General features: G+C 43.8%; 21 protein-coding genes. 4 read left to right on the forward strand and 17 right to left on the reverse strand.

The genetic code is table 11. The features are described 5' to 3' along the window. Nucleotides 1–90 precede the first annotated feature (90 nt). A complete protein-coding gene (locus MAMP_RS14445; RefSeq protein WP_040576633.1) occupies nucleotides 91–726 on the reverse strand; it encodes a response regulator in 636 nt (211 codons plus the stop codon). Further along, nucleotides 620–2,059, reverse strand: a complete 1,440-nt coding sequence (locus MAMP_RS14450; protein WP_237701235.1) for a LapD/MoxY N-terminal periplasmic domain-containing protein — start codon at nucleotides 2,057–2,059, stop codon at nucleotides 620–622. Before MAMP_RS14450 ends, MAMP_RS14445 begins: the two co-directional genes overlap by 107 nt. A 72-nt stretch (nucleotides 2,060–2,131) precedes the next feature. Here MAMP_RS14450 and hemL point away from each other — a divergent pair, with 72 nt between their 5' ends. The 4 genes from hemL to MAMP_RS14470 all read left to right on the forward strand — a co-directional run bounded on the left by hemL (nucleotide 2,132) and on the right by MAMP_RS14470 (nucleotide 6,763). Beyond that, nucleotides 2,132–3,412: a glutamate-1-semialdehyde 2,1-aminomutase gene (hemL, locus tag MAMP_RS14455; RefSeq protein WP_007146837.1), complete on the forward strand. Its 1,281-nt coding sequence runs from the start codon at nucleotides 2,132–2,134 to the stop codon at nucleotides 3,410–3,412. Between the two features lie 105 nt (nucleotides 3,413–3,517). Continuing rightward, on the forward strand, nucleotides 3,518–4,966 hold the full coding sequence (gene sbcB, locus MAMP_RS14460; protein ID WP_007146838.1) for an exodeoxyribonuclease I: 1,449 nt from the start codon (nucleotides 3,518–3,520) through the stop codon (nucleotides 4,964–4,966). 1 nt (nucleotide 4,967) lies between these two features. Then, the gene (locus MAMP_RS14465; protein WP_007146839.1) at nucleotides 4,968–6,479 is read left to right on the forward strand and encodes a B12-binding domain-containing radical SAM protein; all 1,512 of its coding nucleotides are present in this window, start codon (nucleotides 4,968–4,970) and stop codon (nucleotides 6,477–6,479) included. Nucleotides 6,480–6,547: 68 nt separating this feature from the next. Continuing rightward, nucleotides 6,548–6,763: a DUF1289 domain-containing protein gene (locus MAMP_RS14470; protein ID WP_007146840.1), complete on the forward strand. Its 216-nt coding sequence runs from the start codon at nucleotides 6,548–6,550 to the stop codon at nucleotides 6,761–6,763. On the opposite strand, the gene MAMP_RS14475 is transcribed toward MAMP_RS14470, so the two are convergent. The 15 genes from MAMP_RS14475 to MAMP_RS14545 form a co-directional block, all read right to left on the reverse strand. Next, the gene (locus MAMP_RS14475) at nucleotides 6,756–7,322 is read right to left on the reverse strand and encodes an isochorismatase family protein (protein WP_007146841.1); all 567 of its coding nucleotides are present in this window, start codon (nucleotides 7,320–7,322) and stop codon (nucleotides 6,756–6,758) included. The two genes, MAMP_RS14470 and MAMP_RS14475, sit on opposite strands and share 8 nt — an antisense overlap. Continuing rightward, complete coding sequence (locus MAMP_RS14480) at nucleotides 7,323–8,645, reverse strand: TolC family outer membrane protein (protein WP_007146842.1); 1,323 nt, start codon at nucleotides 8,643–8,645, stop codon at nucleotides 7,323–7,325. A gap of 40 nt (nucleotides 8,646–8,685) precedes the next feature. After that, nucleotides 8,686–9,009, reverse strand: coding sequence for a rhodanese-like domain-containing protein (locus MAMP_RS14485; RefSeq protein WP_007146843.1), 324 nt, complete (start codon nucleotides 9,007–9,009; stop codon nucleotides 8,686–8,688). 15 nt (nucleotides 9,010–9,024) lie between these two features. Next, the gene (locus MAMP_RS14490; protein WP_237701236.1) at nucleotides 9,025–9,681 is read right to left on the reverse strand and encodes a protein-L-isoaspartate O-methyltransferase family protein; all 657 of its coding nucleotides are present in this window, start codon (nucleotides 9,679–9,681) and stop codon (nucleotides 9,025–9,027) included. 177 nt (nucleotides 9,682–9,858) lie between these two features. Beyond that, nucleotides 9,859–10,647: an ABC transporter permease gene (locus MAMP_RS14495; protein ID WP_007146845.1), complete on the reverse strand. Its 789-nt coding sequence runs from the start codon at nucleotides 10,645–10,647 to the stop codon at nucleotides 9,859–9,861. Beyond that, nucleotides 10,644–11,582, reverse strand: a complete 939-nt coding sequence (locus tag MAMP_RS14500) for an ABC transporter ATP-binding protein (protein WP_007146846.1) — start codon at nucleotides 11,580–11,582, stop codon at nucleotides 10,644–10,646. The genes MAMP_RS14495 and MAMP_RS14500 overlap by 4 nt, the downstream gene beginning before the upstream one ends. After that, nucleotides 11,572–12,765: a pyrroloquinoline quinone biosynthesis protein PqqE gene (gene pqqE / locus MAMP_RS14505; RefSeq protein ID WP_007146847.1), complete on the reverse strand. Its 1,194-nt coding sequence runs from the start codon at nucleotides 12,763–12,765 to the stop codon at nucleotides 11,572–11,574. Before pqqE ends, MAMP_RS14500 begins: the two co-directional genes overlap by 11 nt. Continuing rightward, nucleotides 12,737–13,021: a pyrroloquinoline quinone biosynthesis peptide chaperone PqqD gene (pqqD, locus tag MAMP_RS14510; protein ID WP_007146848.1), complete on the reverse strand. Its 285-nt coding sequence runs from the start codon at nucleotides 13,019–13,021 to the stop codon at nucleotides 12,737–12,739. Before pqqD ends, pqqE begins: the two co-directional genes overlap by 29 nt. Further along, nucleotides 13,018–13,749 (reverse strand): pyrroloquinoline-quinone synthase PqqC, encoded by a 732-nt coding sequence (gene pqqC, locus MAMP_RS14515; protein ID WP_007146849.1) that lies wholly within the window; start codon nucleotides 13,747–13,749, stop codon nucleotides 13,018–13,020. Before pqqC ends, pqqD begins: the two co-directional genes overlap by 4 nt. 30 nt (nucleotides 13,750–13,779) lie before the next feature. Next, nucleotides 13,780–14,694 carry a pyrroloquinoline quinone biosynthesis protein PqqB gene (pqqB, locus tag MAMP_RS14520; protein ID WP_007146850.1) on the reverse strand — a complete coding sequence of 305 codons (915 nt, stop codon included), beginning with the start codon at nucleotides 14,692–14,694 and terminating at the stop codon, nucleotides 13,780–13,782. A gap of 105 nt (nucleotides 14,695–14,799) precedes the next feature. Beyond that, nucleotides 14,800–14,871 (reverse strand): pyrroloquinoline quinone precursor peptide PqqA, encoded by a 72-nt coding sequence (gene pqqA, locus MAMP_RS16575; RefSeq protein WP_081443609.1) that lies wholly within the window; start codon nucleotides 14,869–14,871, stop codon nucleotides 14,800–14,802. A gap of 490 nt (nucleotides 14,872–15,361) precedes the next feature. Beyond that, nucleotides 15,362–17,140 (reverse strand): methanol/ethanol family PQQ-dependent dehydrogenase, encoded by a 1,779-nt coding sequence (locus MAMP_RS14530; protein ID WP_007146852.1) that lies wholly within the window; start codon nucleotides 17,138–17,140, stop codon nucleotides 15,362–15,364. A gap of 174 nt (nucleotides 17,141–17,314) precedes the next feature. Next, a complete protein-coding gene (locus MAMP_RS14535) occupies nucleotides 17,315–17,953 on the reverse strand; it encodes a response regulator (RefSeq protein ID WP_007146853.1) in 639 nt (212 codons plus the stop codon). A 40-nt stretch (nucleotides 17,954–17,993) separates the two neighbouring features. Beyond that, entirely contained in the window at nucleotides 17,994–19,769 is a 1,776-nt protein-coding gene (locus MAMP_RS14540) for a methanol/ethanol family PQQ-dependent dehydrogenase (RefSeq protein ID WP_139031941.1), read from the reverse strand. Nucleotides 19,770–19,993: 224 nt separating this feature from the next. After that, nucleotides 19,994–21,772: a methanol/ethanol family PQQ-dependent dehydrogenase gene (locus MAMP_RS14545; RefSeq protein WP_007146855.1), complete on the reverse strand. Its 1,779-nt coding sequence runs from the start codon at nucleotides 21,770–21,772 to the stop codon at nucleotides 19,994–19,996. Between the last annotated feature and the right edge of the window lie 60 nt (nucleotides 21,773–21,832).

A 21,832-nucleotide genomic window follows, 5' to 3' on the forward strand; every position in this document is an offset into this window, starting at 1 on the left:
AATACAAATCACTCCTGATTTTCAAATGAGCGACTTATCCTAATAACTCGGGAATTTATTCCTATTCCTCTTTCCTTCAATATCAATTATTTACGATGAAATACCATGGCTGATTGCAAAGCGCATCAGTTCGGCTGTTTTGCTGATATCCAGCTTACTTTTTATCTGGGTCAAATTGTTAGCCACCGTTTTATAACTGATTCCTAATACTTCAGAAATCTCAGTCATGCTCTTGCCTTCGCCCAAGAGTCGTAAAATCTCTAACTCACGGCGTGATAAGTCACTCAGAGCACTGGTGCCTGCATCAATATTCAGCATGGCCAATTGTTGAGCCATGTCCGGGCTTAAGTAAATTTTACCATCAAGCACTTTATTCACCGCTTCGACCAAGTGATCCGCCGCGTTGTTTTTAGTGATATAACCTCTGGCGCCTGACTGCATAGCACGTGATGCAAACACCGGATCTTCATGCATACTAAACATCAACACTTTGGCATCTTCACGGTTTGCTCTGATCCGTCTTAATACTTCCAGACCACCGACACCTGGCAGCGTAATGTCAAGCAACACCATATCTGGCTGCGACTCCTGAAAGAGACGATAACCCTCTTCGCCAGTTTCAGCTTCGAGAACTGTAGCCGAGGGAATTTGTTGAATCAGTTGACGGCAACCTGCTCTGACTATCGGATGATCGTCCACTACCAAAATTGTTAATGCCTGTTTCATTTTTTGCTTCACCCTTTAATGGAATCAACACCCGGACCTGTAAACCACGTCCTTCTTCCGTATCAAACGCTATACGACCACCGAGTGCTGACACCCTTTCTCGCATACCAATTAAACCAAAACCTTTGACCAGATTAGCATCCAGCCCCTTACCATCATCCGTTACAGCCACTTTGATGGTCTCTGTTTCCCGGCGTACTTCAACTTTGACATGACTGGCATGGGCATGGCGTACACAGTTGGTCGTACATTCCTGAACCAGACGGTAAATCGTTACCTGTAGCGTATCAGGCAGTGATTCAAATTCACCGACAAAGTCCCACTCCCAGTCAATTTCCGGCTGACGCTCACGCCAGTTGTGCAACATATCTCTTAATGCTTCTGTTAAACCTAAATCATCCAGCGTCATCGGACGCAGTCGGCTTAACATTTTCCTGACTAAAGATTGAATATGATTAGTAATCGTTTTTACAGAGCCTACTTTTTCTTCGATCTCGATCAGATGATTTTCGCCAGCAATTCGCTCAATTTCACCTAAATCAACGCGAATCCCGAATAAACATGGCGCTAACTCATCATGAAGTTCTCTTGCCAAATCGCGCTGTTGAGATTCCTGTAAGCTGAGCATATTACCGGCAAGTGCATGATTTTCTGCCATGGTTTTTTCTAACACGCTGGCCATATGATTAAAGCGGATCTGAATGGGATTCAACTCTTTTACAGCAGAAGTATCCACTCGTGCTGTAAAGTCGCCTTGTTCAAGATGCCCCAGCGCATCTGACAGTTGTGATAACGGCCTTAAACCTTGACGTAAAGCCAGATAAATTAAACTCAAAATCAGTAATAAGAAGAACACACCCAGCCAAAATAAGGTTTGGATATCCTGCCAGACTTCGGTGACTTCATCACTGGGATCAGCCTCTACCACCAGATAACCATAAGATTTACTGCCTTTGGTAATTAATCGTCGGAAAGCGACGGCTTCAGGCTCCATCATTCGAATAAACCAGTCCGGTGCATCGGGTTTATTAAAAAAGCCGGTTTGATCTTCCTGTCCAATCAACGGTTCGCCATGCATATCTTCAAACCAGGCACGAATATGACGGGTATGTCTGACACTATCGACAATCAGCGTCAATCGCTCACTCAGATCATTAGAAAAACGTAATGTCGGGAGCGCATTTACCAGCAAACCTTTAGCCAGCTGCGTACTGGAGGCCATTTCCTGGGCAAGCGCTAATCTGGCGTTTTGCACCATAAAATAACCGGCAGCAGCGAAGTTAATCAGCAAAATAATGCTGACTATTATTAGTAATCGTAGTTTTAAACTCATGATCATCAGTACAATAGATGAGATAAGTTTAGAATTATCGCACAGTTACAACGGAGACGATTAGGAAACAGCATGCAAAATAATCACGACTTGTTCCAACAGGCCCAAAAACATATTCCAGGTGGCGTCAACTCGCCCGTCCGCGCATTTAAAGGTGTGGGTGGGGATCCCGTATTTTTCCGCGAAGGAAAAGGCGCATGGCTGACAGATGCGACAGGGAAAAAATATGTGGACTATATTGGTTCCTGGGGGCCGATGATTGTCGGTCATGCACACCAGGAAGTGATTGATGCTGTCAAAGAGGCGGTTAATCATGGTTTAGGTTTTGGTGCACCGACAGAAATTGAAACAACCATGGCCGACTTAGTCTGTGAACTTGTTCCATCAATGGAGTTAGTTCGTATGGTGAGTTCTGGGACTGAAGCCACGATGAGCGCCATTCGTTTAGCACGTGGTTACACCGGTCGTGACAAAATCGTCAAATTTGAAGGTTGTTATCACGGCCATGCCGATTCATTATTAGTGAAAGCAGGCTCAGGGGCTTTAACCCTAGGTGTGCCCTCTTCTGCAGGTGTGCCAGCCTCATTAGCAGAACACACACTGACATTACGTTATAACGACTTAGAGTCCGTCAAAGCCTGTTTCAAAGAAGCCGGTGATCAGATTGCCTGCATAATTATTGAACCTGTTGCCGGTAATATGAACTGTATTCCACCTGTTCCCGGATTTCTGCAAGGGCTTAGAGAAATCTGCGATGAATATGGTGCAGTACTGATTTTTGATGAAGTGATGACCGGATTCCGTGTTGCACTGGGTGGGGCGCAAGCGCATTACAATATCACCCCGGACTTAACGACCTTTGGCAAGATCATTGGTGGTGGTCTGCCAGTAGGTGCATTTGGTGGCAAACGTGAAGTGATGGAGCATATCGCACCGCTTGGCCCCGTTTACCAGGCGGGCACTTTATCAGGTAACCCTATCGCCATGGCCGCGGGACTGACAACCTTAAAACTGATTCAGGCGTCTGGATTTCACGATGCATTAACAAAAACCACCGAAACATTAGTCTCAGGTTTACAGGAACTGGCTGATAAAGCGGGTATTCCAATGACAACGAACCAGGTTGGCGGTATGTTTGGTTTATTCTTTACCGAAGACAGCCAAGTGAACTACTACGAGCAAGTAGTGGCTTGTGATCAGGAGCGCTTCAAACACTTCTTCCACCTAATGTTAAATAATGGCGTGTATCTGGCGCCCTCAGCATTTGAAGCCGGTTTTGTCTCTGCTGCCCATGGCGAACAAGAAATCGAGCATACCTTATCAGCAGCAAAAGCCGCTTTCACTGCTTTATAAATCCCCATTACCGGTACAAAGCCATACATGCTCAGCAGATGTATGGCTTTGTACGTTAAGATGGTATACATCCCATCTATACAAATCTAAGATATTGAATTAACTATGAATACGCTTTACTGGCATGACTATGAAACTTCTGGCACGGATCCCCGTTATGACAGACCTTTGCAATTTGCCGGTATTCGTACAGACGAAGATCTTAATATCATCGGCGAGCCGCTGATGATTTATTGCAAACCCGCCAATGACTTTTTGCCCCATCCTCAAGCCGCTTTAATCACCGGTATTACCCCACAAAAAGCTCAGCAGGAAGGTTTAACAGAAGCCGAGTTCATTGCACGTATTCATGCCGAACTCGCAGAACCCGGCACATGTGGCGTTGGTTATAACAGCTTGCGCTTTGATGATGAGTTCACACGCTTTAGTTTGTTCCGTAATTTTTATGATGCCTATGCCCGTGAATGGCAAAACGGTAATTCCCGTTGGGACATTATCGATATGGTCAGACTCACCCGGGCTTTACGACCAAAAGGCATCAACTGGCCGGATCATGATGATGGCAAACCCAGTTTCCGCCTGGAACATTTAACAGCCGCAAACAATATCGAACAAATCGGTGCTCATGATGCCTTAGTCGACGTTTATGCAACGATAGAAATTGCCAAGCTCATCAAAAATGCCCAACCCAAATTGTTTGATTACGTTTATCAGAATCGTCGCAAAAACCATATTGCGCCGCTGCTCAACATCCATGACAGAACCCCGGTCATTCATGTATCGAGAATGTATCCGAGTGAATATTGTGGCACTGCACTGGTTGTGCCCTTAGCGAAAGATCCGACTAATCCTAATGGGGTTATTGTCTACGACTGTCGTTATGATCCTATCGATCTGATTGAGCTTGATGCAGAGACATTACAGCAACGTTTATTTACCCCCTCAGCGGATCTGGCTGAAGGTATTCAACGACCGGCCCTCAAAACCATTCATATCAATAAATGCCCGGTGGTTGTGCCGGCAGCGACATTAAACGACGATGCAGCAAAACGCTTAGATATTGATCGTGCCCAGCATCAACGTCACCTGGACATGTTGAATGCGGCAGGTGATTTAAGCGAAAAGCTGTCACAGATTTTTACACCTAAGCCTTTTGATCCGGTGGCTGATCCTGATGCCAGTCTCTACAGCGGTGGTTTTTTCAGTGACAATGACAAACGCAAAATGGAGCTGATTCGTTCAGCTGAGCCGGATATGTTAAAAACACTGTCAATCCCTTTTGAAGACTCGCGTCTGGCCGAGATGTTATTCCGTTATCGTGCCCGTAACTGGCCTGGGTCCTTAACTGAAGATGAACAAGATCAATGGTTGCAATACCGTCAACAACGACTGGCAGATGAGACACCAGACGCTATTCTTAACTTCTCACGGTTTTATTCAGCGCTTGCTGAAGCGAAACAACAAGACTTGCCTGAACAAAAACAAAAAGTCCTGGCTGATCTCACTCACTACGCCAGCCAATTAGCGGCTGAACTTGGTTACCAAGCGAACTAATATGGCTCAGCAAGTCGACATTCTGCTTACCACCCTCAATGCGCGTTATATGCATTCAGCATTTGGGCTGCGTTATCTTCTCGCCAATATGGAAGAACTGGCGTTCAAAACTAAAATGCTCGAGTTCACCATTCAGGAACAGACACTGAATATCGCCGAACAGCTATTGCAGTATCAACCTAAAATTATCGGATTTAGTGTCTATATCTGGAATATTCGTGAAATCAGCGACATTGTCACCGTCATTAAACAAATCTCACCCGACACCGTTATCGTGCTTGGTGGGCCTGAAGTCGGCCATTACCCGGATGTACCGGATATCTGTGCATTAGCTGATTTTGTGATCAGTGGTCCGGGTGAAAAAAGCTTTCGTGAGCTGTGCAGCCAAATTTTAGACAAGGCACGGCCTGAAACAAAATATATTGATGGTATCGCTACTGATTTAGCTGAATTACAACTGCCCTACCACCTCTACAATGAAGAAGATATTCGTAACCGGCTGATTTATGTCGAAGCGTCTCGTGGTTGCCCGTTTAAGTGCGAATTCTGTTTATCGGCATTAGATAAAACAGCTACCGCCTTCCCGCTGGAATCATTCCTGGCTGAAATGGACGCATTGTGGCAACGCGGTGTTCGGAACTTTAAATTTATAGATCGCACTTTCAACCTGAAAGTCTCCACCAGTATTCGTATTCTGGAATTTTTCCTTGAACGAATGACGGATGACTTATATCTGCACTTTGAGGTTGTGCCTGATAATCTGCCTGATAAATTGAAAGAGGCGCTGAAACGTTTCCCACCCAATAGTCTGCAATTTGAAATTGGTATTCAGACTTTTGACAGCGATATTCAAACTCTTATCAGCCGTAAACAAAACAATGATAAAACCCGAGAGAATATTCGCTGGTTGAGGCAACATACCGGTGCTCACTTACACACCGATCTGATTTTTGGTCTGCCCTCTGACTCGCTGGATAATTTTGCTGAGAGTTTTAATCAATTGGTCGCTCTGAACCCACATGAAATTCAGCTAGGCATTCTGAAACGGCTGCGTGGTGCGCCACTTAATCGTCATAATGAAAACTTCGCTTTAAACTATAATCCACAAGCGCCGTATAATATTTTATCGACCAGCAGCGTCGATTTTATGACGATGCAACGGGTAAATCGCTTTGCACGATTCTGGGATATGATTGGCAATTCCGGCCGCTTTATTAATACGCTGCCACTTATTCTGGGCGATGATGCATTTGCTCGTTTCATGCTGCTCTCTGATCGACTTTTTGACATTAGCGGTAGTACCTGGAAAATCGCACTCAAACGATTATTTGAACTGCTGTTTGTTGTATTGACTGAAGATTTAGCCATTGATCAACAGACAGTCAAAGATCATCTAAAGCTTGATTACGCTCGAGCGGGTGTGAAAGGTATTCCAGACTACGAAAATTTACCCAGCTTGAATAAACCGGCAAAAGCAGGGGTAGCCAATAAACGTCAGCGTTATCATGGCTAAAATTAACTCAACCATGATGCTTGTAGAACGATCAATTAATTAATTCATGTACTCATGAGAGACAAGCTATGACCAGACAATCTAACTCATCTCAACAAGTCATTCCCAGCCCTTGTCTGCGAAAATGTTGTCTGGATGAAAAAGATGTCTGTTTAGGCTGCTATCGCCGGCTTGATGAAATCACTGGCTGGTCTGCAATGGATGACACGGCAAAATTACAAACCCTAGAACGTTGCCAGCAACGCAGGCAGCTACGTTTAGCTCAAAAAAGAAAAACTAAATAATCAGTTTTGAGATGGTTTTAAACTTTGGGTGGCGGGCATCAGCAAGGCATTCAAATAACAATGACTCGATATTGGTAATCACTGCTCCGGCATCGCGAAGTCTGTTTAAAGCACTCTGATAGTGCTTGTTATCACGTGAGCATACCGCTTCTTCTATCACAAACACTTCAAACCCTTGCTTAAGCAGATCTAAGGCCGTCTGTAATATACAGATATGTGTTTCCATCCCGCATAGAAATACTTGCTGATATTCCGATTGCTTGAGCACAGCAGCAATATCATCAACCTGCCAGGCGGAAAACTGTGTTTTCTCAAAAATGGGCGTATTAGCCGGTAAGATGTCCTTTAAGGCAGCCACTGTATGACCCAAGCCTTTCGGATATTGCTCTGTGACTAAGACTGGTAAAGCAAGAACATCGGCTGCAGCGAGTAAGGTCTGCACCGATGTTTGGATCATCTCTTGCTGCTGTTGCGGCATGGCTGACAGAAGTCGATCTTGTATATCGACCACTATCAGCACACCCTTTTCAGCATTCGCTATGGATAAAGCCTGACTCACTTAAGAAGTGCCTTTACCCAGCCAGTTATTAATATCAACCAAATCATTCACACTCAAAATACCGGCGGCTTGTTTCAAGCGCAATGTATCCAGAATGTAATCATAACGAGAACGTGCGTAGTCACGCTTTGCACTAAACAGATTACGGCGCGCATTCAGCACATCAACCGTTGTCCGTGTTCCTACATCGTAACCTGCTTCTGTCGACTCTAATGCTTTTTGATTTGAAACCACCGCTTGTTTAAGTGCTTTAACACGGCTGATGCCTGACATCACGCCGTTATATGACTCACGTGTTTGTCGAGTAACGGCACGACGTTGTTGTTCTTCAACCTGCATGGTTTCGTCTAGACGATGTCCCGCTTCGCGTGTTCTGGATGATACAGCGCCACCTGAATAGATTGGCAGATTGAACTCCAGCCCCACACTTTCATTGGTCGCATTACTTCGACCATATATACCGTCGCTGTCAGAGTTGTAATTCTTCTGAGCTACGATACCTAAAGATGGATAGTGGCCGCTGCGTTGTAATTCAATTGTCTGTTTTGCGGCTTCAACATTGATATTCGCCAGTAACAAAGACGGGTTCTGAGAAATAGCGGTTTCACTCCAGGCATCGATGCTGTCCGGTTCGGGTTTTACCAGCGGTGACTCACCATAAAGCCCGACCAGATCATCAATGTACTTGCCAGCCGTTTCACGCAATTGTTCCTGCGCATTAGCAAGGTCATTTTGAGCCTGTATCACTCTAGCATTAGCCAAATCATAAGCTGCTTGTGACTCAGTAATATCAGTAATTGTCGCCATACCAACGTCAAACCGTTGTTGCATTTGCTCTAGCTGCTTGGCAATAGCCTCTCGTTCTGCCAGAGCAAAGGTCAGATCATCCTGTGCTCCTAATACACCAAAATAACGCTCTGCAACTCGTAATGTCAGGGATTGTTCAGCGACGCTATAGCTGGCATCAGCCCCTTTCATGGCAATTTCAGCTTGGGTTTTCTGTACAAAGTTTTCCCGTTTATACACAGACTGGGTCAGACTCAATGTGTAGCCATGACTGGTGTAGTCCGTGTTACCGGTAAAATTACGTGATGATGAATCCAGCCAGGTTTTTGTCTCATTTGCTGATAGCCCAATCTGCGGCAGAAAATTCGCTATCGCCTGATCATCTAGTTCACCGACCGCCTGACGAGATGCGGCTTCAGCTAAAAGCTGTGGATCGCTGTTAAGAGATAATTTGTATACATCTAATAAATCTTCAGCCCAAATTGAGCTGGAAAATAATGCCGAAGCAATCAATGCGCCTAACGCAATTTTTTTCATTTTCCTTCCTTAGGAGTCATTCAGATGATGATATTCAGTACTAATATGTCGACATCGTGGTATCGACATCAATAGCCCAGCTATTCATACCACCCTCAAGGTTAATCACATCATTAAAGCCAACATGCTCAAGAAACTGGCCGACTTGGGCACTTCGTTTACCGCTACGACAAATAATCGCAACCGTTTTATTTTGGTAAGGACCTAGCTCTTCCAAACGAGCGGGAATTTCGTTCATAGGAATATGTATTGCCCCTTCAATCATGCCATGAATCAGTTCATGACTTTCCCGAACATCAATCATGACTGGTGGAGCTTCACTTAGTAATAAAGTGCTAAATTCAGTGGCGGTCATTTCTTTCATGTTTTCTACTCTGGTTTAGAATTCAAATTGTTGGCTTGGTTCACCATGAATCATATACGGAATAACGGTCTCAAATAAAAATTGTGGCTGCCATTCTCTTTCACTCACTCTTGTGATTAGTTGAACCGACATCGCAGGTGCTGTACCTGTTACTATCAATAATTTGCCACCCACTTTCAGACTTTGTAAATAGTCATCAGGAACCTGGGCACAGGCAGCAGTGATAACGATCGTGTCAATTCGTTCAACCAACGGCCATCCCTGACTGGCATCCCCCACCGTTAACGTGACATTTCTGATATCTGCTTCAGCTAAGCGTTTAGCTGCTAACTCAGATAAATCAGCATAATATTCAACGGAAATAACGTGATTCGAGAGTTTAGCCAATAACGCGGTGAAATAGCCTGAGCCGGTTCCGATTTCCAGCACATTTGTTTCTGGTGTTAAATCAAGTGCCTGTAAAAAGCGACCTTCCTGGATGGGCGTTAACATGGTTTGCCCATGAGCTATGGCTAGCATCGTATCGGCATACGCCATGCTCACTGAATCTTCATCGACAAAGTCTGCTCTGGCGATATCCGTCATCACGGCTAAAACAGTGTCATTCAGAACATCGCTTGGACGCACCTGTTGAATGACCATATTGGTATGAGCATGATTTAGCAAAGACACATGTTGCCCCTATTATTGAGCTATGGCAGTTAGGAGACTAAGGATAAGTGCTTTATTATATAGGTGCAACTGTAGAGAAAACAGGGGAATATTAACATATGCTAATTCAGCCTTTCACTGTCAGAGCTCAATAAGCTTAGACCTGTAAGCCACGGATTATGGCGCACTCAAGACTGCCTATTTCTTACCAGTAGCCCGATGAAATAAAGGTTCATGAACTGACTCACGAGAAAAACGCCAACAAGCAATGCTTATCGCAAGCACTGAAAAAACTACCAACACTGAAATATCCGTCATGATAGAAAAATCACTATTCGCCGTCGGCACAACATGTTTCATCAAATCAACGCCATAACTAAAGGGATTGATTAATACGACATATTTCAGCATCTCGGGTAATTGATTGACTGGATATAGCGCACCGCTCAAGAAAAACACCGGGAAGATGAAAAAGTTCATAATCACCGCAAAATTATCCAAGGTTTTAGACCAGGCAGCGATCAAACCGCCTATTGCCGCACAGCATACCGCCGTCGCTAAAGCCGGTAATAATAACCATAATGCGACTTTCACTTCGATCAAACCAATCACGGTCAAAATCACTAATAGTAGAATAGCCTGGACCATAGCGGTAATGGCTGCCGCAATTAATTTAGCGATAACTATTAGATAATGAGGAATAGGAGCGATCAACATCATACGCATCACACCAAACTCTTTGTCATAAACCAAAGTTAATGCTGACAATAAAGCAGCAAATAATAAGGTCATCGCCACAATACCAGGCACCAGAAAACTAAGGTAGCCGGCTTGTTGCTCTCCCTGCAACATACTACCAACGCCAGAACCTATGACTAATAACCAAATCATAGGTCTGACCATGGCACTGAGAAGTCTTGCGCGTTGACGGAAGACTTTCGTCAGCTCTCTTACCACCACCGCCTTAACAGCAAGCATATGTGTCATGTCACTACCCCATAATCAGGTGGACATACCGTCCAGAGATACACATCATTAAGATTAGGTTTACGCCACTGCATCGCATTAACGGCATTACCCAGCGTTTTTTGTAACTGATAAAAATCGGTTTCTTTATCTTGAATACGATATGTCAGATGCTGATCTTCCCATAAAGGCTCGCCAAATTGCGGACGCATCTGCTGACTCACCACTTCAGTATCAGCACAATCAATTTCTAACATATAGGCCGCTAAATTTTTAATCAGCTTTTTAGGCGCACCACCTTTTTGTAATTGCCCTTTTTGAATAAAATCAACGTGATCGCAGGCTTCCGCTTCTTCCAGATAATGTGTGGTCAGGAATACCGTCATGCCTTCATCTTTTCTTAGCTGTTCAATAAATCGCCATATTGACCGACGATTAGGCAAGTCTAGACCAATGGTAGGTTCATCTAAAAATAACACTTGTGGTTTATGTAAAACCCCACGGGCAATATCCACAGCGCGTCGTTGACCACCTGATAAGGCGACTAATTTTTGATGGCGTTTCTTTTCTAAGCCAAACACTGACAGTAGCTCAGCAATACGCTGTTCTGCTTGCTGTTTATTCAAGTTATACAAGGCGGCAGCAAACTGTAAGTTTTCATCCACCGTCATCATCCGATCAAGGGCTGAATCCTGGAAAACCAAGCCAACTAAAGCACGTGTTTGCACTGGATAACGTTTGACTTCACGACCAGCTATCCAAGCTTCGCCCGATGACGCTGAAGTCATCGTCGTCAACATATGAATAGTGGTACTTTTACCGGCACCATTTGGACCAAGCAAACCATAAAACTGTCCAGGCTCGATACTAAGATCCAGCCCATTAACAGCAAGGGCCTGACCATATTGCTTGGTCAGGCCCTTGGTTAAAATCGCATATTGATTTTTATAAGCCACAAATTTCTTTTGAATTTTTCGGGTTTCTAAACACAAGTGGTTTGGCAATATCAGCTGGTTTCTCAGCTTCCTGCCGACCTTTCTCAATGGCTTCCAAAATAAGGTGATGATCCGGTGATTTAGTACAAACTGGATCGGCCATCGCAGGATCGCCTGTCAGCATATAAGCCTGACAGCGGCACCCACCAAAATCTTTTTCTTTTTCATCACAACTACGGCAAGGCTCTTTCATCCAGTCAAAGCCACGGAAACGATTAAAGTCATTCGACCCTTCCCAGATTTCCTTCACACTTAATTCTTTAACATTGGGTAATTCCATGCCAGGCAATTCACGAGCTGCATGACATGGCAAAGCAGTACCATCTGGTGTCACGGTCAAAAATACATTACCCCAACCATTCATGCAGGCTTTGGGTCTATCTTCGTAATAATCAGGCACCACGTAGTAGATCTTCATATTACCTTTTTGCTTTTGCTGATATTCATGAGCAATCGCTTCAGCACGGACTAATTGCTCTTTCATCGGTAATAGTTGATCACGATTATGCATTGCCCAGCCGTAATATTGAGTAGTTGCAAGCTCAACATAATCAGCATCGAGGTTGATAGCCAGATCCAAAATTTCATCGATCTTATCGATATTCTGACGATGTGTAACAAAACACAACACCATAGGATAACCGGCGGCTTTGACCGCTTTTGCCATCTCAATCTTATGCTGAAAAGCATCGGTACCAGCAATCAGGTTATTTAAATCTTCTGAACTCGCCTGGAAACTGACCTGGATATGATCCAGACCAGCCTCTTTAAACTCTTTTGCTTTATCTGCATTTAATCCCACACCTGAGGTAATCAGGTTGGTGTAAAACCCTAAATTTCTGGCTTCGCGGATAAGTTCAATCAGATCGGGACGAGTTAGAGGCTCACCACCCGATAACCCCAGCTGAGTAGCTCCCATTTCACGTGCTTGACGAAAAACATTAATCCACTCTTCAGTTGTCAGCTCTTTTTTGACGCTAGCAAAATCCATAGGATTTGAGCAGTACGGGCATTGTAAAGGACAGGCATAAGTAAGCTCTGCCAATAACCATAGAGGCTGACGAATGCTATCACGGACATTCATTCCTACAGCACCACCGGTACTGCCAGGCGCTTTATTCTGGTCTGATCCAGTCGTTGTCATGAGCTTCCTCCAAAAACTGATAGACATCATCGTCTAAGTCAGCGCCATTAAAGGCTTCTTTAAGTTCGACGATAAGCTCGCCGACAGTTTGTTTTTTTTCACTTACCCGTTTCAGGATTTCACCCGCAGCAGGGTTTAATTTCACCATACCTTCCGGATAAAGCAGTACATAACAATCCTGAGCTGGCTCCCATTGGAAACGGTAACCCAGGGCCAGCACAGGAGTCGAGTCAGCATTAAAGATGCGATCGGTCATTTTTCAACTTCCATAAAGTAAGGAGGACGTCCTTCAATATACGCCATCCACATCGCATCTAACATGGTCCATAAAATATCAAGCTTGAATTGTAATAAGTCGACAGCACGTTGTTGCTTCTCACGTGTGTCACAGTAATCAAGCGTAATTTGTAGGCCGTGATCTACGTCACGACGCGCTTCACTTAAACGTTTACGGAAATAACGATATCCACGTTCGTCGATCCAGGGATACAAATCAGGCCAGTTATCTAGCCTCGCCTGATGGATCTTTGGTGCAAATAACTCTGTTAACGAAGAGCCTGCAGCTTCCTGCCAGTTAGCCCGACGCGCGAAATTGACATACGCATCTACCGCAAAGCGGACACCTGGTAATACATGTTGATGTGATTCCAGTTCGTCTCTTGTTAAACCAACAGCTTCACCCAGCTGCAACCAGGCTTCAATGCCACCTTCTTCTCCATCATAACCATCATGATCAAGAATGCGTTGCACCCAGTGTTTACGTACTGAAGCATCTTCACAATTTGCCATAATGGCTGCATCTTTTATTGGAATCGCCGTTTGATAATAAAAACGATTAGCGACCCAACCTTGAACTTGTTTTTGATCTAGCTTGCCTGCGTGCATCAATTTATGAAAAGGATGGTTGATATGATACAGCGACTCTTTTTCGCGTAATTTTTGTTCAAACTCTTCGCGTGTCCATGGTGCTGGTTTTTCTGACATGTTTTGTTCCTCTAGAATCATCTTAGACTGTTAAAGCTCGATATCCATGCCGTCATACGACACTTCAATTCCAGCCGCTTCCAGCGTTTTTCGCTGGGGTGATTCCTCGTTGAGTATTGGATTAGTATTATTAATATGAATCAGGAATTTACGTGGTTTATCCATACCACTGAGGATCTCCATGATCCCGCCTTTACTCGACTGATCAAGATGGCCCATTTCCTGCGCACGTTTATTACTAATGCCTTCATGTGACATCTCATCATCGGTCCAAACGGTACCGTCAACGAGAACCATGTCGGCATTTGCCATATATTCCATAACATGCGGTTCTGCTACACCTAATCCTGGTGCATAGAATAAGTTTTTGCCGGTACGCGTATCTTCTATACGCATACCGATATTATCGCCAGGGACCGTATTATGACGATGCGGTGAATAAGGAGGTGCTTCACTCTTCAAAGGCACGGCAGTAAACACGAGTCCTTCTGCTGTAGGAATGGTGAAGCTTGATTCATCCGTTGCAATTTCATGATGGTTGATGCCGCGGAAATGACCAAGGATATTAAATACTGGGAATCCTGTGGTCAGATCCTCATAAACAGCCTTGGTTGTGTATACATCCCATGGCTTATTATGTTCTCTAAGGGTTAGCATACCGGTGACATGGTCGATCTGTGCATCTGTGATCACTATCGCCGAGATAGCGGTATCTCTGACTTGTCTGGCAGGTTGTAAAGCGGGAAAATCATCCAGCTGTTTTTTGATATCAGGTGAAGCATTAAACAGAATCCAGTCTGTTCCGTTTGCACTGATAGCAATGGATGATTGTGTGCGAGGATTGGCCTTGATTGTGCCCTCTCTTACACCTTTGCAGTTAGTGCAATTACAATTCCACTGAGGAAAGCCACCACCGGCTCCAGAACCTAAAACATGTACAAACATAATTATCCTTAGAAACTTGCATTAGACCAGATAAGACTTTAACAAATTTTATCTGGTATAACGTTGCCCGGAGCAGAAAGCCCCGGGCATACATCAAAACCGTGATTAACGGTTGCAGATGTACATGGTTACTTCAAAACCAAAACGCATATCTGAGTATTCAGGTTTAGTCCACATAACTATATCCTCTCTAAAATTGTTTTATTTAATGTCATCCAACCTATTTGAATGACGATTAGATAGTACACAGCAGATTGAGATGTTTCGTCAGGATTCCCCGCCTTGCCATTCAGGATTTTCCTGATTCACCGAAAAGCTGTAGAGGCTCTATCTGCTTAGTTTTAGCTAAAGCAGTAGTTTTAAAATTTGATGAAAATGACTAAATGTGCGGGAAGATCTTCTTAGCCTGGTCAGGCAAAAAACACCTAAATTTAAATGCATTTATGCTCACGACATGATTAACCATGGAAGATAGACTATTCACCAAGTTAGAGAATTTCAGCTTCTTTAATCTTTTTGTGGTTTACCACATTATTGCATTACCTATATTTCATTTAACCAGGCCCTGTGCCTGGTTTTTTTTTGCTCAAAAAAAAGACCCGACATCAAAAGATACCGGGCCTTTTATTCAGACTAAGATTACGGAGTAATCTATATCATCTGGGTCTTACAGGCTGAATACGCTCAGAATACCACCCAGGTTAGTCCAGCTAGACAGTGATTTATATGCACCGACTGCGCCCAGACCATCTGTTTCGTTTTCTAAGCTTGGAATCGCCATACCGATACCAGCCCAACCACCCACACCTGACAGTACAGAAATATACTGTTTACCGTCATGTTTGTAGGTGTTGACGTTACCGATTACACCTGATGCTGTTTTGAAGCGCCACAGTTCACGACCTGTTTGCGCATCAACGGCTTTCAGGTAACCTTCTAATGTACCGTAGAACACGACATCAGTCGCTGTTGCTAAGGCACCAGACCAGACTGAGAAACGTTCTGGGTTTGACCATACGATCTTACCTTCACGGGCATCCCAAGCGATGAAGTTACCTAAGTGTGTACCACCTGGTGCGGGATACATGCTTAATGTTGCACCAACGTATGGTTGACCCGCTACGTATTCCACTTCAAATGGTTCATAGTCCATACAAACGTGGTTGGTTGGCACATAGTACAGACCTGTACGAGGCGAGAATGCCGCTGGCTGTTGGTCTTTAGAACCTAAAGCCGCAGGACAAATACCTGTTGTGTTAACGTCTTCACCGTTACGTGCAGTAGAGTATTTCGCTACACGATCATGTAAACCGGTTTTCAGGTTCACACCGTTTGACCAGTTAACCGCTGGATCATATTTTTCAGCCACTAACAGTTCACCAGTGACGCGGTCCATGGTGTAACCAAAACCGTTACGATCAAAGTGGACAGCGGTTTTATGCATTTTACCATTCACTTTTTGTTCAGCGAGAATGACTTCATTCACACCATCATAGTCCCACTCATCATGTGGTGTCATTTGGTAAACCCATTTCGCCATACCGGTGTCTAAGTCACGACCCCATAAAGACATGGTCCATTTGTTATCACCAGGACGTTGAACCGGGTTCCAGGTAGATGGGTTACCGTTACCGTAGTAGAACATGTTCAGATCTGGATCGTATGAATACCAACCCCATGTTGTACCACCACCAATTTTCCATTGGTCACCTTGCCAGGTTTTCAAAGATGAATCTTTGCCAACTGGTTTCAGCATAGACATGGTTTTGTTAGGATCAACTAACATTTCGTCATCAGGACCCGTGCTGTATGCCGTGTACTGTTCTTTACCATCCAGGCTATAGGCTTTGATATAACCACGTACACCAAACTCACCACCTGAAATACCTACCAGAACTTTATCTTTAAATACGTGAGCCGCTGCAGTGCTGGTCGCACCACGTTTTGCATCATCACGTTTGTCAGACCAAACTACGCTACCGTCAGCGGCATTCAGAGCAACTAATGTTGTATCCGCTTGATTCAGGAAGATTTTTCCATCGCCATAGCTTAAACCACGGTTAACCGTGTCACAGCACATAACAGGCACTGTTTCATCGTAGTTTTGTTTGGGTTCATATTTCCATTTGATCGCACCATCATTATTTAAGTCCAATGCGAATACGATGTTTGGAAATGGTGTGTGAACGTACATAGTACCGTCGATAACCAAAGCGTTACCTTCGTGACCACGTAAAACACCGGTTGAGAAAGACCATGCCATGTTTAAATCTTTGACATTATCTTTGTTAATTTCAGTTAATGTTGAGTAACGTGTATTTGAATAGTTACCTGCTGGCATTACCCAGTTATTCGGATTTTTTTGCATTTCAAGCAATTCATCAGCTACAGCCAAGCCAGGCGCAGTCAATGACATCATTGCGATTGATAAAGTTTTCAGCTTCATTTTATATACCTCTAGTATTGAAGGTTTGTTTTTATAGGTGGCTAATCTATAAATAACCACTGCTGAATACTTTATTCTTATTTTTCCCCTAGCACATTAGGAGCAACTCCCTATATAAGCAGGAATTAATCATAGTTAACTCGGGATTGACTTGGCGCTAGAAATGAATTCTGATTATTCATTTAGAGTGATAACGTGATGCTTGAGTGCTAAACGAACCAGCTGAATGGGTGTCGCTATATTCAACTTTTGCTTTAACTGCGTTTGATAATTAGCCATTGTTTTGAGGCTGATCTTCAATTCTTTCGCGATGGATTCTACTTCCATACCTTCAGCAAGTAAACGAAAAATCTCAAACTCTCTAGGGGTAAGTATTGTGCTTGGCTCCAGATCATCAGCAACATTTTTTAATGCCAATTTTTCGGCAATATCCACACTCAGATATGTTTTGCCTGCAGCGACACTTCTAATGGCTAGCAGCAATTCTTCAGTTGTACTGGTTTTTCTTATGTAGGCTTTTGCACCAGATTGGATAGCTTCATTAGCAAAAAAAGACTCCGGCAGGTTCGAAAATATCATCACACGGGCGCTTGGGTATGTCATTGTAAGCTCATTAACCCTATTTAAGGTCGAGCCATAAGCCGTATTCATATCAATGATGAATACATCCGGTTGATACTCTTCATACAAGGCTGGCAGTTGATCACTCTGGTTGGTCTCTGCAATCACTAATATGTCATTCTGTTCTTCAATTAGACGTTTAATACCAGCACGTACAACATGATGCTCATCAACCAGAATGACTGTTATCATTAATATTTACATCACTTTTATCTTAGGAAAGTAAGTTGGCTTAGAGGCTAAAGACACTTAATACACCACCTAGATTTGTCCAGCTGGAAAGTGATTTGTATAAACCTACTGCTCCATCGCCATCAGCATCATTTTTTAGTCCCATCGCCATACCAATACCGGCCCAGCCACCCAGTCCAGATATCACTGAAACGTATTGTTTGCCATTATGTTCATAGGTATTGACGTTACCAATGATTCCCGATGCCGTCTTAAAACGCCAAAGCTCGCGTCCAGTTTTGGCATCCACCGCTTTTAAGTAGCCTTCAAGGGTGCCGTAAAAAACAATATCTGACCCAGTCGCCAAAGCACCTGACCAGACAGAAAAACGTTCTGGGTTAGACCAGACAATCTTGCCTTCACGGGCATCCCAGGCAATAAAATTACCTAAGTTGGGATCGTCATTTACCGGGTACATTGACAGGCTGGCTCCAACATATGGCTGACCGGCCACATACTCGACTTCAAATGGTTCATAATCCATACAAACATGATTGGTTGGCACGTAAAACAAACCGGTTCGTGGAGAATAAGCCGCCGGTTGCTGATCTTTTGACCCTAACGCTGCAGGACAAATACCCGTTGTATTCTCATCTTCACCATTAAAATCGGGCGAATATTGTTGAACACGGTCATGCCTTCCGGTGGTTAAATCAACCCCTTTTGACCAGTTCACAGATGGATCAAATTTCTTCGCCAGTAATAACTCACCCGTTTCTCTATCCATGGTGTAGGCAAAACCATTCCTATCAAAGTGAACTGCGGTTTTGCGTAGTTTATTTTTAATTTTCTGATCACTGAGAATAATTTCATTCACACCGTCATAATCCCATTCATCATGAGGTGTCATTTGGTAAATCCACTTTGCCATTCCACTATCCAAATCTCTGGCAAACAATGACATAGTCCACTTATTGTCACCGGGTCGTTGTACGGGATTCCATGTGGAAGGATTTGCTGTCCCGTAATAGAACAGATTTAAGTCAGGATCGTATGAAAACCAACCCCATGTGACACCGCCACCGATTTTCCATTGATCACCCTGCCATGTTTTCAGAGATGAATCTTTACCTACCGGTTTCAACATTGAGGTGGTTTTTACAGGATCTACCAACATCTCATCATCGGGTCCTGTGGTATAGGCTTTATACTTCACATTCCCCTGTAAATCATATGCCTGAACATAACCACGAATACCAAATTCACTGCCAGAAATGCCGACTAAAACCGTATCTTTAAAAACAAAAGCGGCGCCAGTACTGGTGGCACCTGTCCTTGGGTCATCACGTTTATCAGACCAAACGACTTTACCTGTGTGCATATCCAACGCAACCAAGGTCGTATCTGCCTGATTAAGAAATATTTTTCCATCTGCATAAGCCAGGCCTCGGTTGACCGTATCACAGCACATGACTGGCACAGTTTCGTCATAGCTCTGCTTGGGTTCGTATTTCCATTTAATAGCACCGTCATTATTTAAATCGAGCGCATAAACAATATTAGGGAAAGGTGTATGAATATATAGAGTATCGTCAATGACTAGAGAATTGCCTTCATGACCACGTAAAACACCTGTCGAAAAAGACCAGGCCATGTTCAGCTTGTTAATATTTTTTTTATTGATTTGCTTGAGTGATGAGTATCGTTGGTTATTATAATTTCCGGCTGGCATCACCCAGTTTGCCGGATCATCTTGAAGTTTTTGTAATTCATCAGCTTGGCTGGTGCCAGCATAAATTCCGACTGCAGAAGCAATTAAAAATCTTAGAAATGTCATATTACTCAGTTTATTCATTAAAAATGCGTTTTCAGGGCATGTAGGTCATCACACTCTATGCCTAAAAAACGAATGAATCACCGGCAAATCTTCCCGATCTGACCAGTCTGAGTATTTTCACATGTGACAAGTGAACCTTGGCTGAATAAAAAAAGCCCGACATCAAACGATGCCGGGCCTTTTATTCAGACTAAGATTACGGAGTAATCTATATCATCTGGGTCTTACAGGCTGAATACGCTCAGAACACCACCCAGGTTAGTCCAGCTAGACAGTGATTTATATGCACCGACTGCGCCTAGACCATCTGTTTCGTTTTCTAAGCTTGGGATCGCCATACCGATACCAGCCCAACCACCGACACCTGACAGTACAGAAATATACTGTTTACCGTCATGTTTGTAGGTGTTGACGTTACCGATAACGCCTGATGGAGTTTTGAATCTCCACAGCTCACGACCTGTTTGCGCATCAACGGCTTTCAGGTAACCTTCTAATGTACCGTAGAACACGACGTCAGAAGCGGTTGCTAAGGCACCAGACCAGACTGAGAAACGTTCTGGGTTTGACCATACGATCTTACCTTCACGGGCATCCCAAGCGATGAAGTTACCTAAGTGTGTACCACCTGGTGCGGGGTACATGCTTAATGTTGCACCAACGTATGGTTGACCTGCTACATATTCCACTTCAAATGGTTCATAGTCCATACATACATGGTTGGTTGGCACGTAGAACAGACCTGTGCGTGGAGAATACGCTGAAGGTTGCTCATCTTTAGAACCCAATGCTGCAGGGCATACGCCAGATGTATTCACATCTTCACCGTTACGTGCAGTAGAGTACTTCGCTACACGATCATGTAAACCGGTTTTCAGGTTCACACCGTTTGACCAGTTAACCGCTGGATCATATTTTTCAGCCACTAACAGTTCACCAGTGACGCGGTCCATGGTGTAACCAAAACCGTTACGGTCAAAGTGGACAGCAGTTTTATGCATTTTGCCTTTCACTTTTTGATCAGCAAGTACAACTTCGTTGATACCGTCATAATCCCACTCATCATGTGGCGTCATTTGGTAAACCCATTTCGCCATACCGGTGTCTAAGTCACGACCCCATAGAGACATTGACCATTTGTTATCACCAGGACGTTGAACCGGGTTCCAGGTAGATGGATTACCTGAACCATAGTAGAACATGTTCAGATCTGGATCGTATGAATACCAACCCCATGTTGTACCACCACCAATTTTCCATTGGTCACCTTGCCAAGTTTTCAAAGATGAATCTTTGCCAACCGGCTTCAGCATAGACGTTGTTTTGTTAGGATCAACTAACATTTCATCATCAGGACCCGTGCTGTAGGCTTTGTATTTAACGTTACCATCTAAGTCATAGGCTTGAACGTAACCACGTACACCAAACTCACCACCTGAGATACCGACTAACACTTTATCTTTGAATACAAATGCAGCACCCGTGCTTGTTGCACCACGTTTAGCATCATCACGTTTATCAGACCAAACCACTTTGCCGTCTTCAGCATTTAATGCAACAAGTGTTGTATCGGCTTGGTTCAGGAAGATTTTGCCGTCTGCATAGCTTAAACCACGGTTAACCGTGTCACAGCACATAACAGGCACTGTTTCATCGTAGTTTTGTTTTGGCTCATATTTCCATTTGATCGCACCGTCACTGTTTAAGTCCAACGCATAAACGATGTTTGGGAAAGGAGTATGCACATACATAGTGTCACCGATAACCAAAGAGTTACCTTCGTGACCACGTAAAACACCGGTTGAGAAAGACCATGCCATGTTTAAATCTTTGACATTGTCTTTGTTGATTTGAGTTAATTCAGAGTAACGTTGGTTGTTGTAGTTACCTGCTGGCATTACCCAGTTATTCGGATCTTTTTGCATTTGCAATAATTCATCAGCAGCAGCCAAGCTTGGCACAGCTAAAGTCATCATTGCGATTGATAAAGTTTTCAGCTTCATTAGAGTGACCTCTATTAATTGTTATTTAACATGACGGCAACACTGGCCGGTCAGGGAGGA

Origin of the sequence: Methylophaga thalassica MP (genome assembly GCF_000214595.1) — a bacterium.
Classification (GTDB): Bacteria; Pseudomonadota; Gammaproteobacteria; order Nitrosococcales; family Methylophagaceae; genus Methylophaga; species Methylophaga thalassica.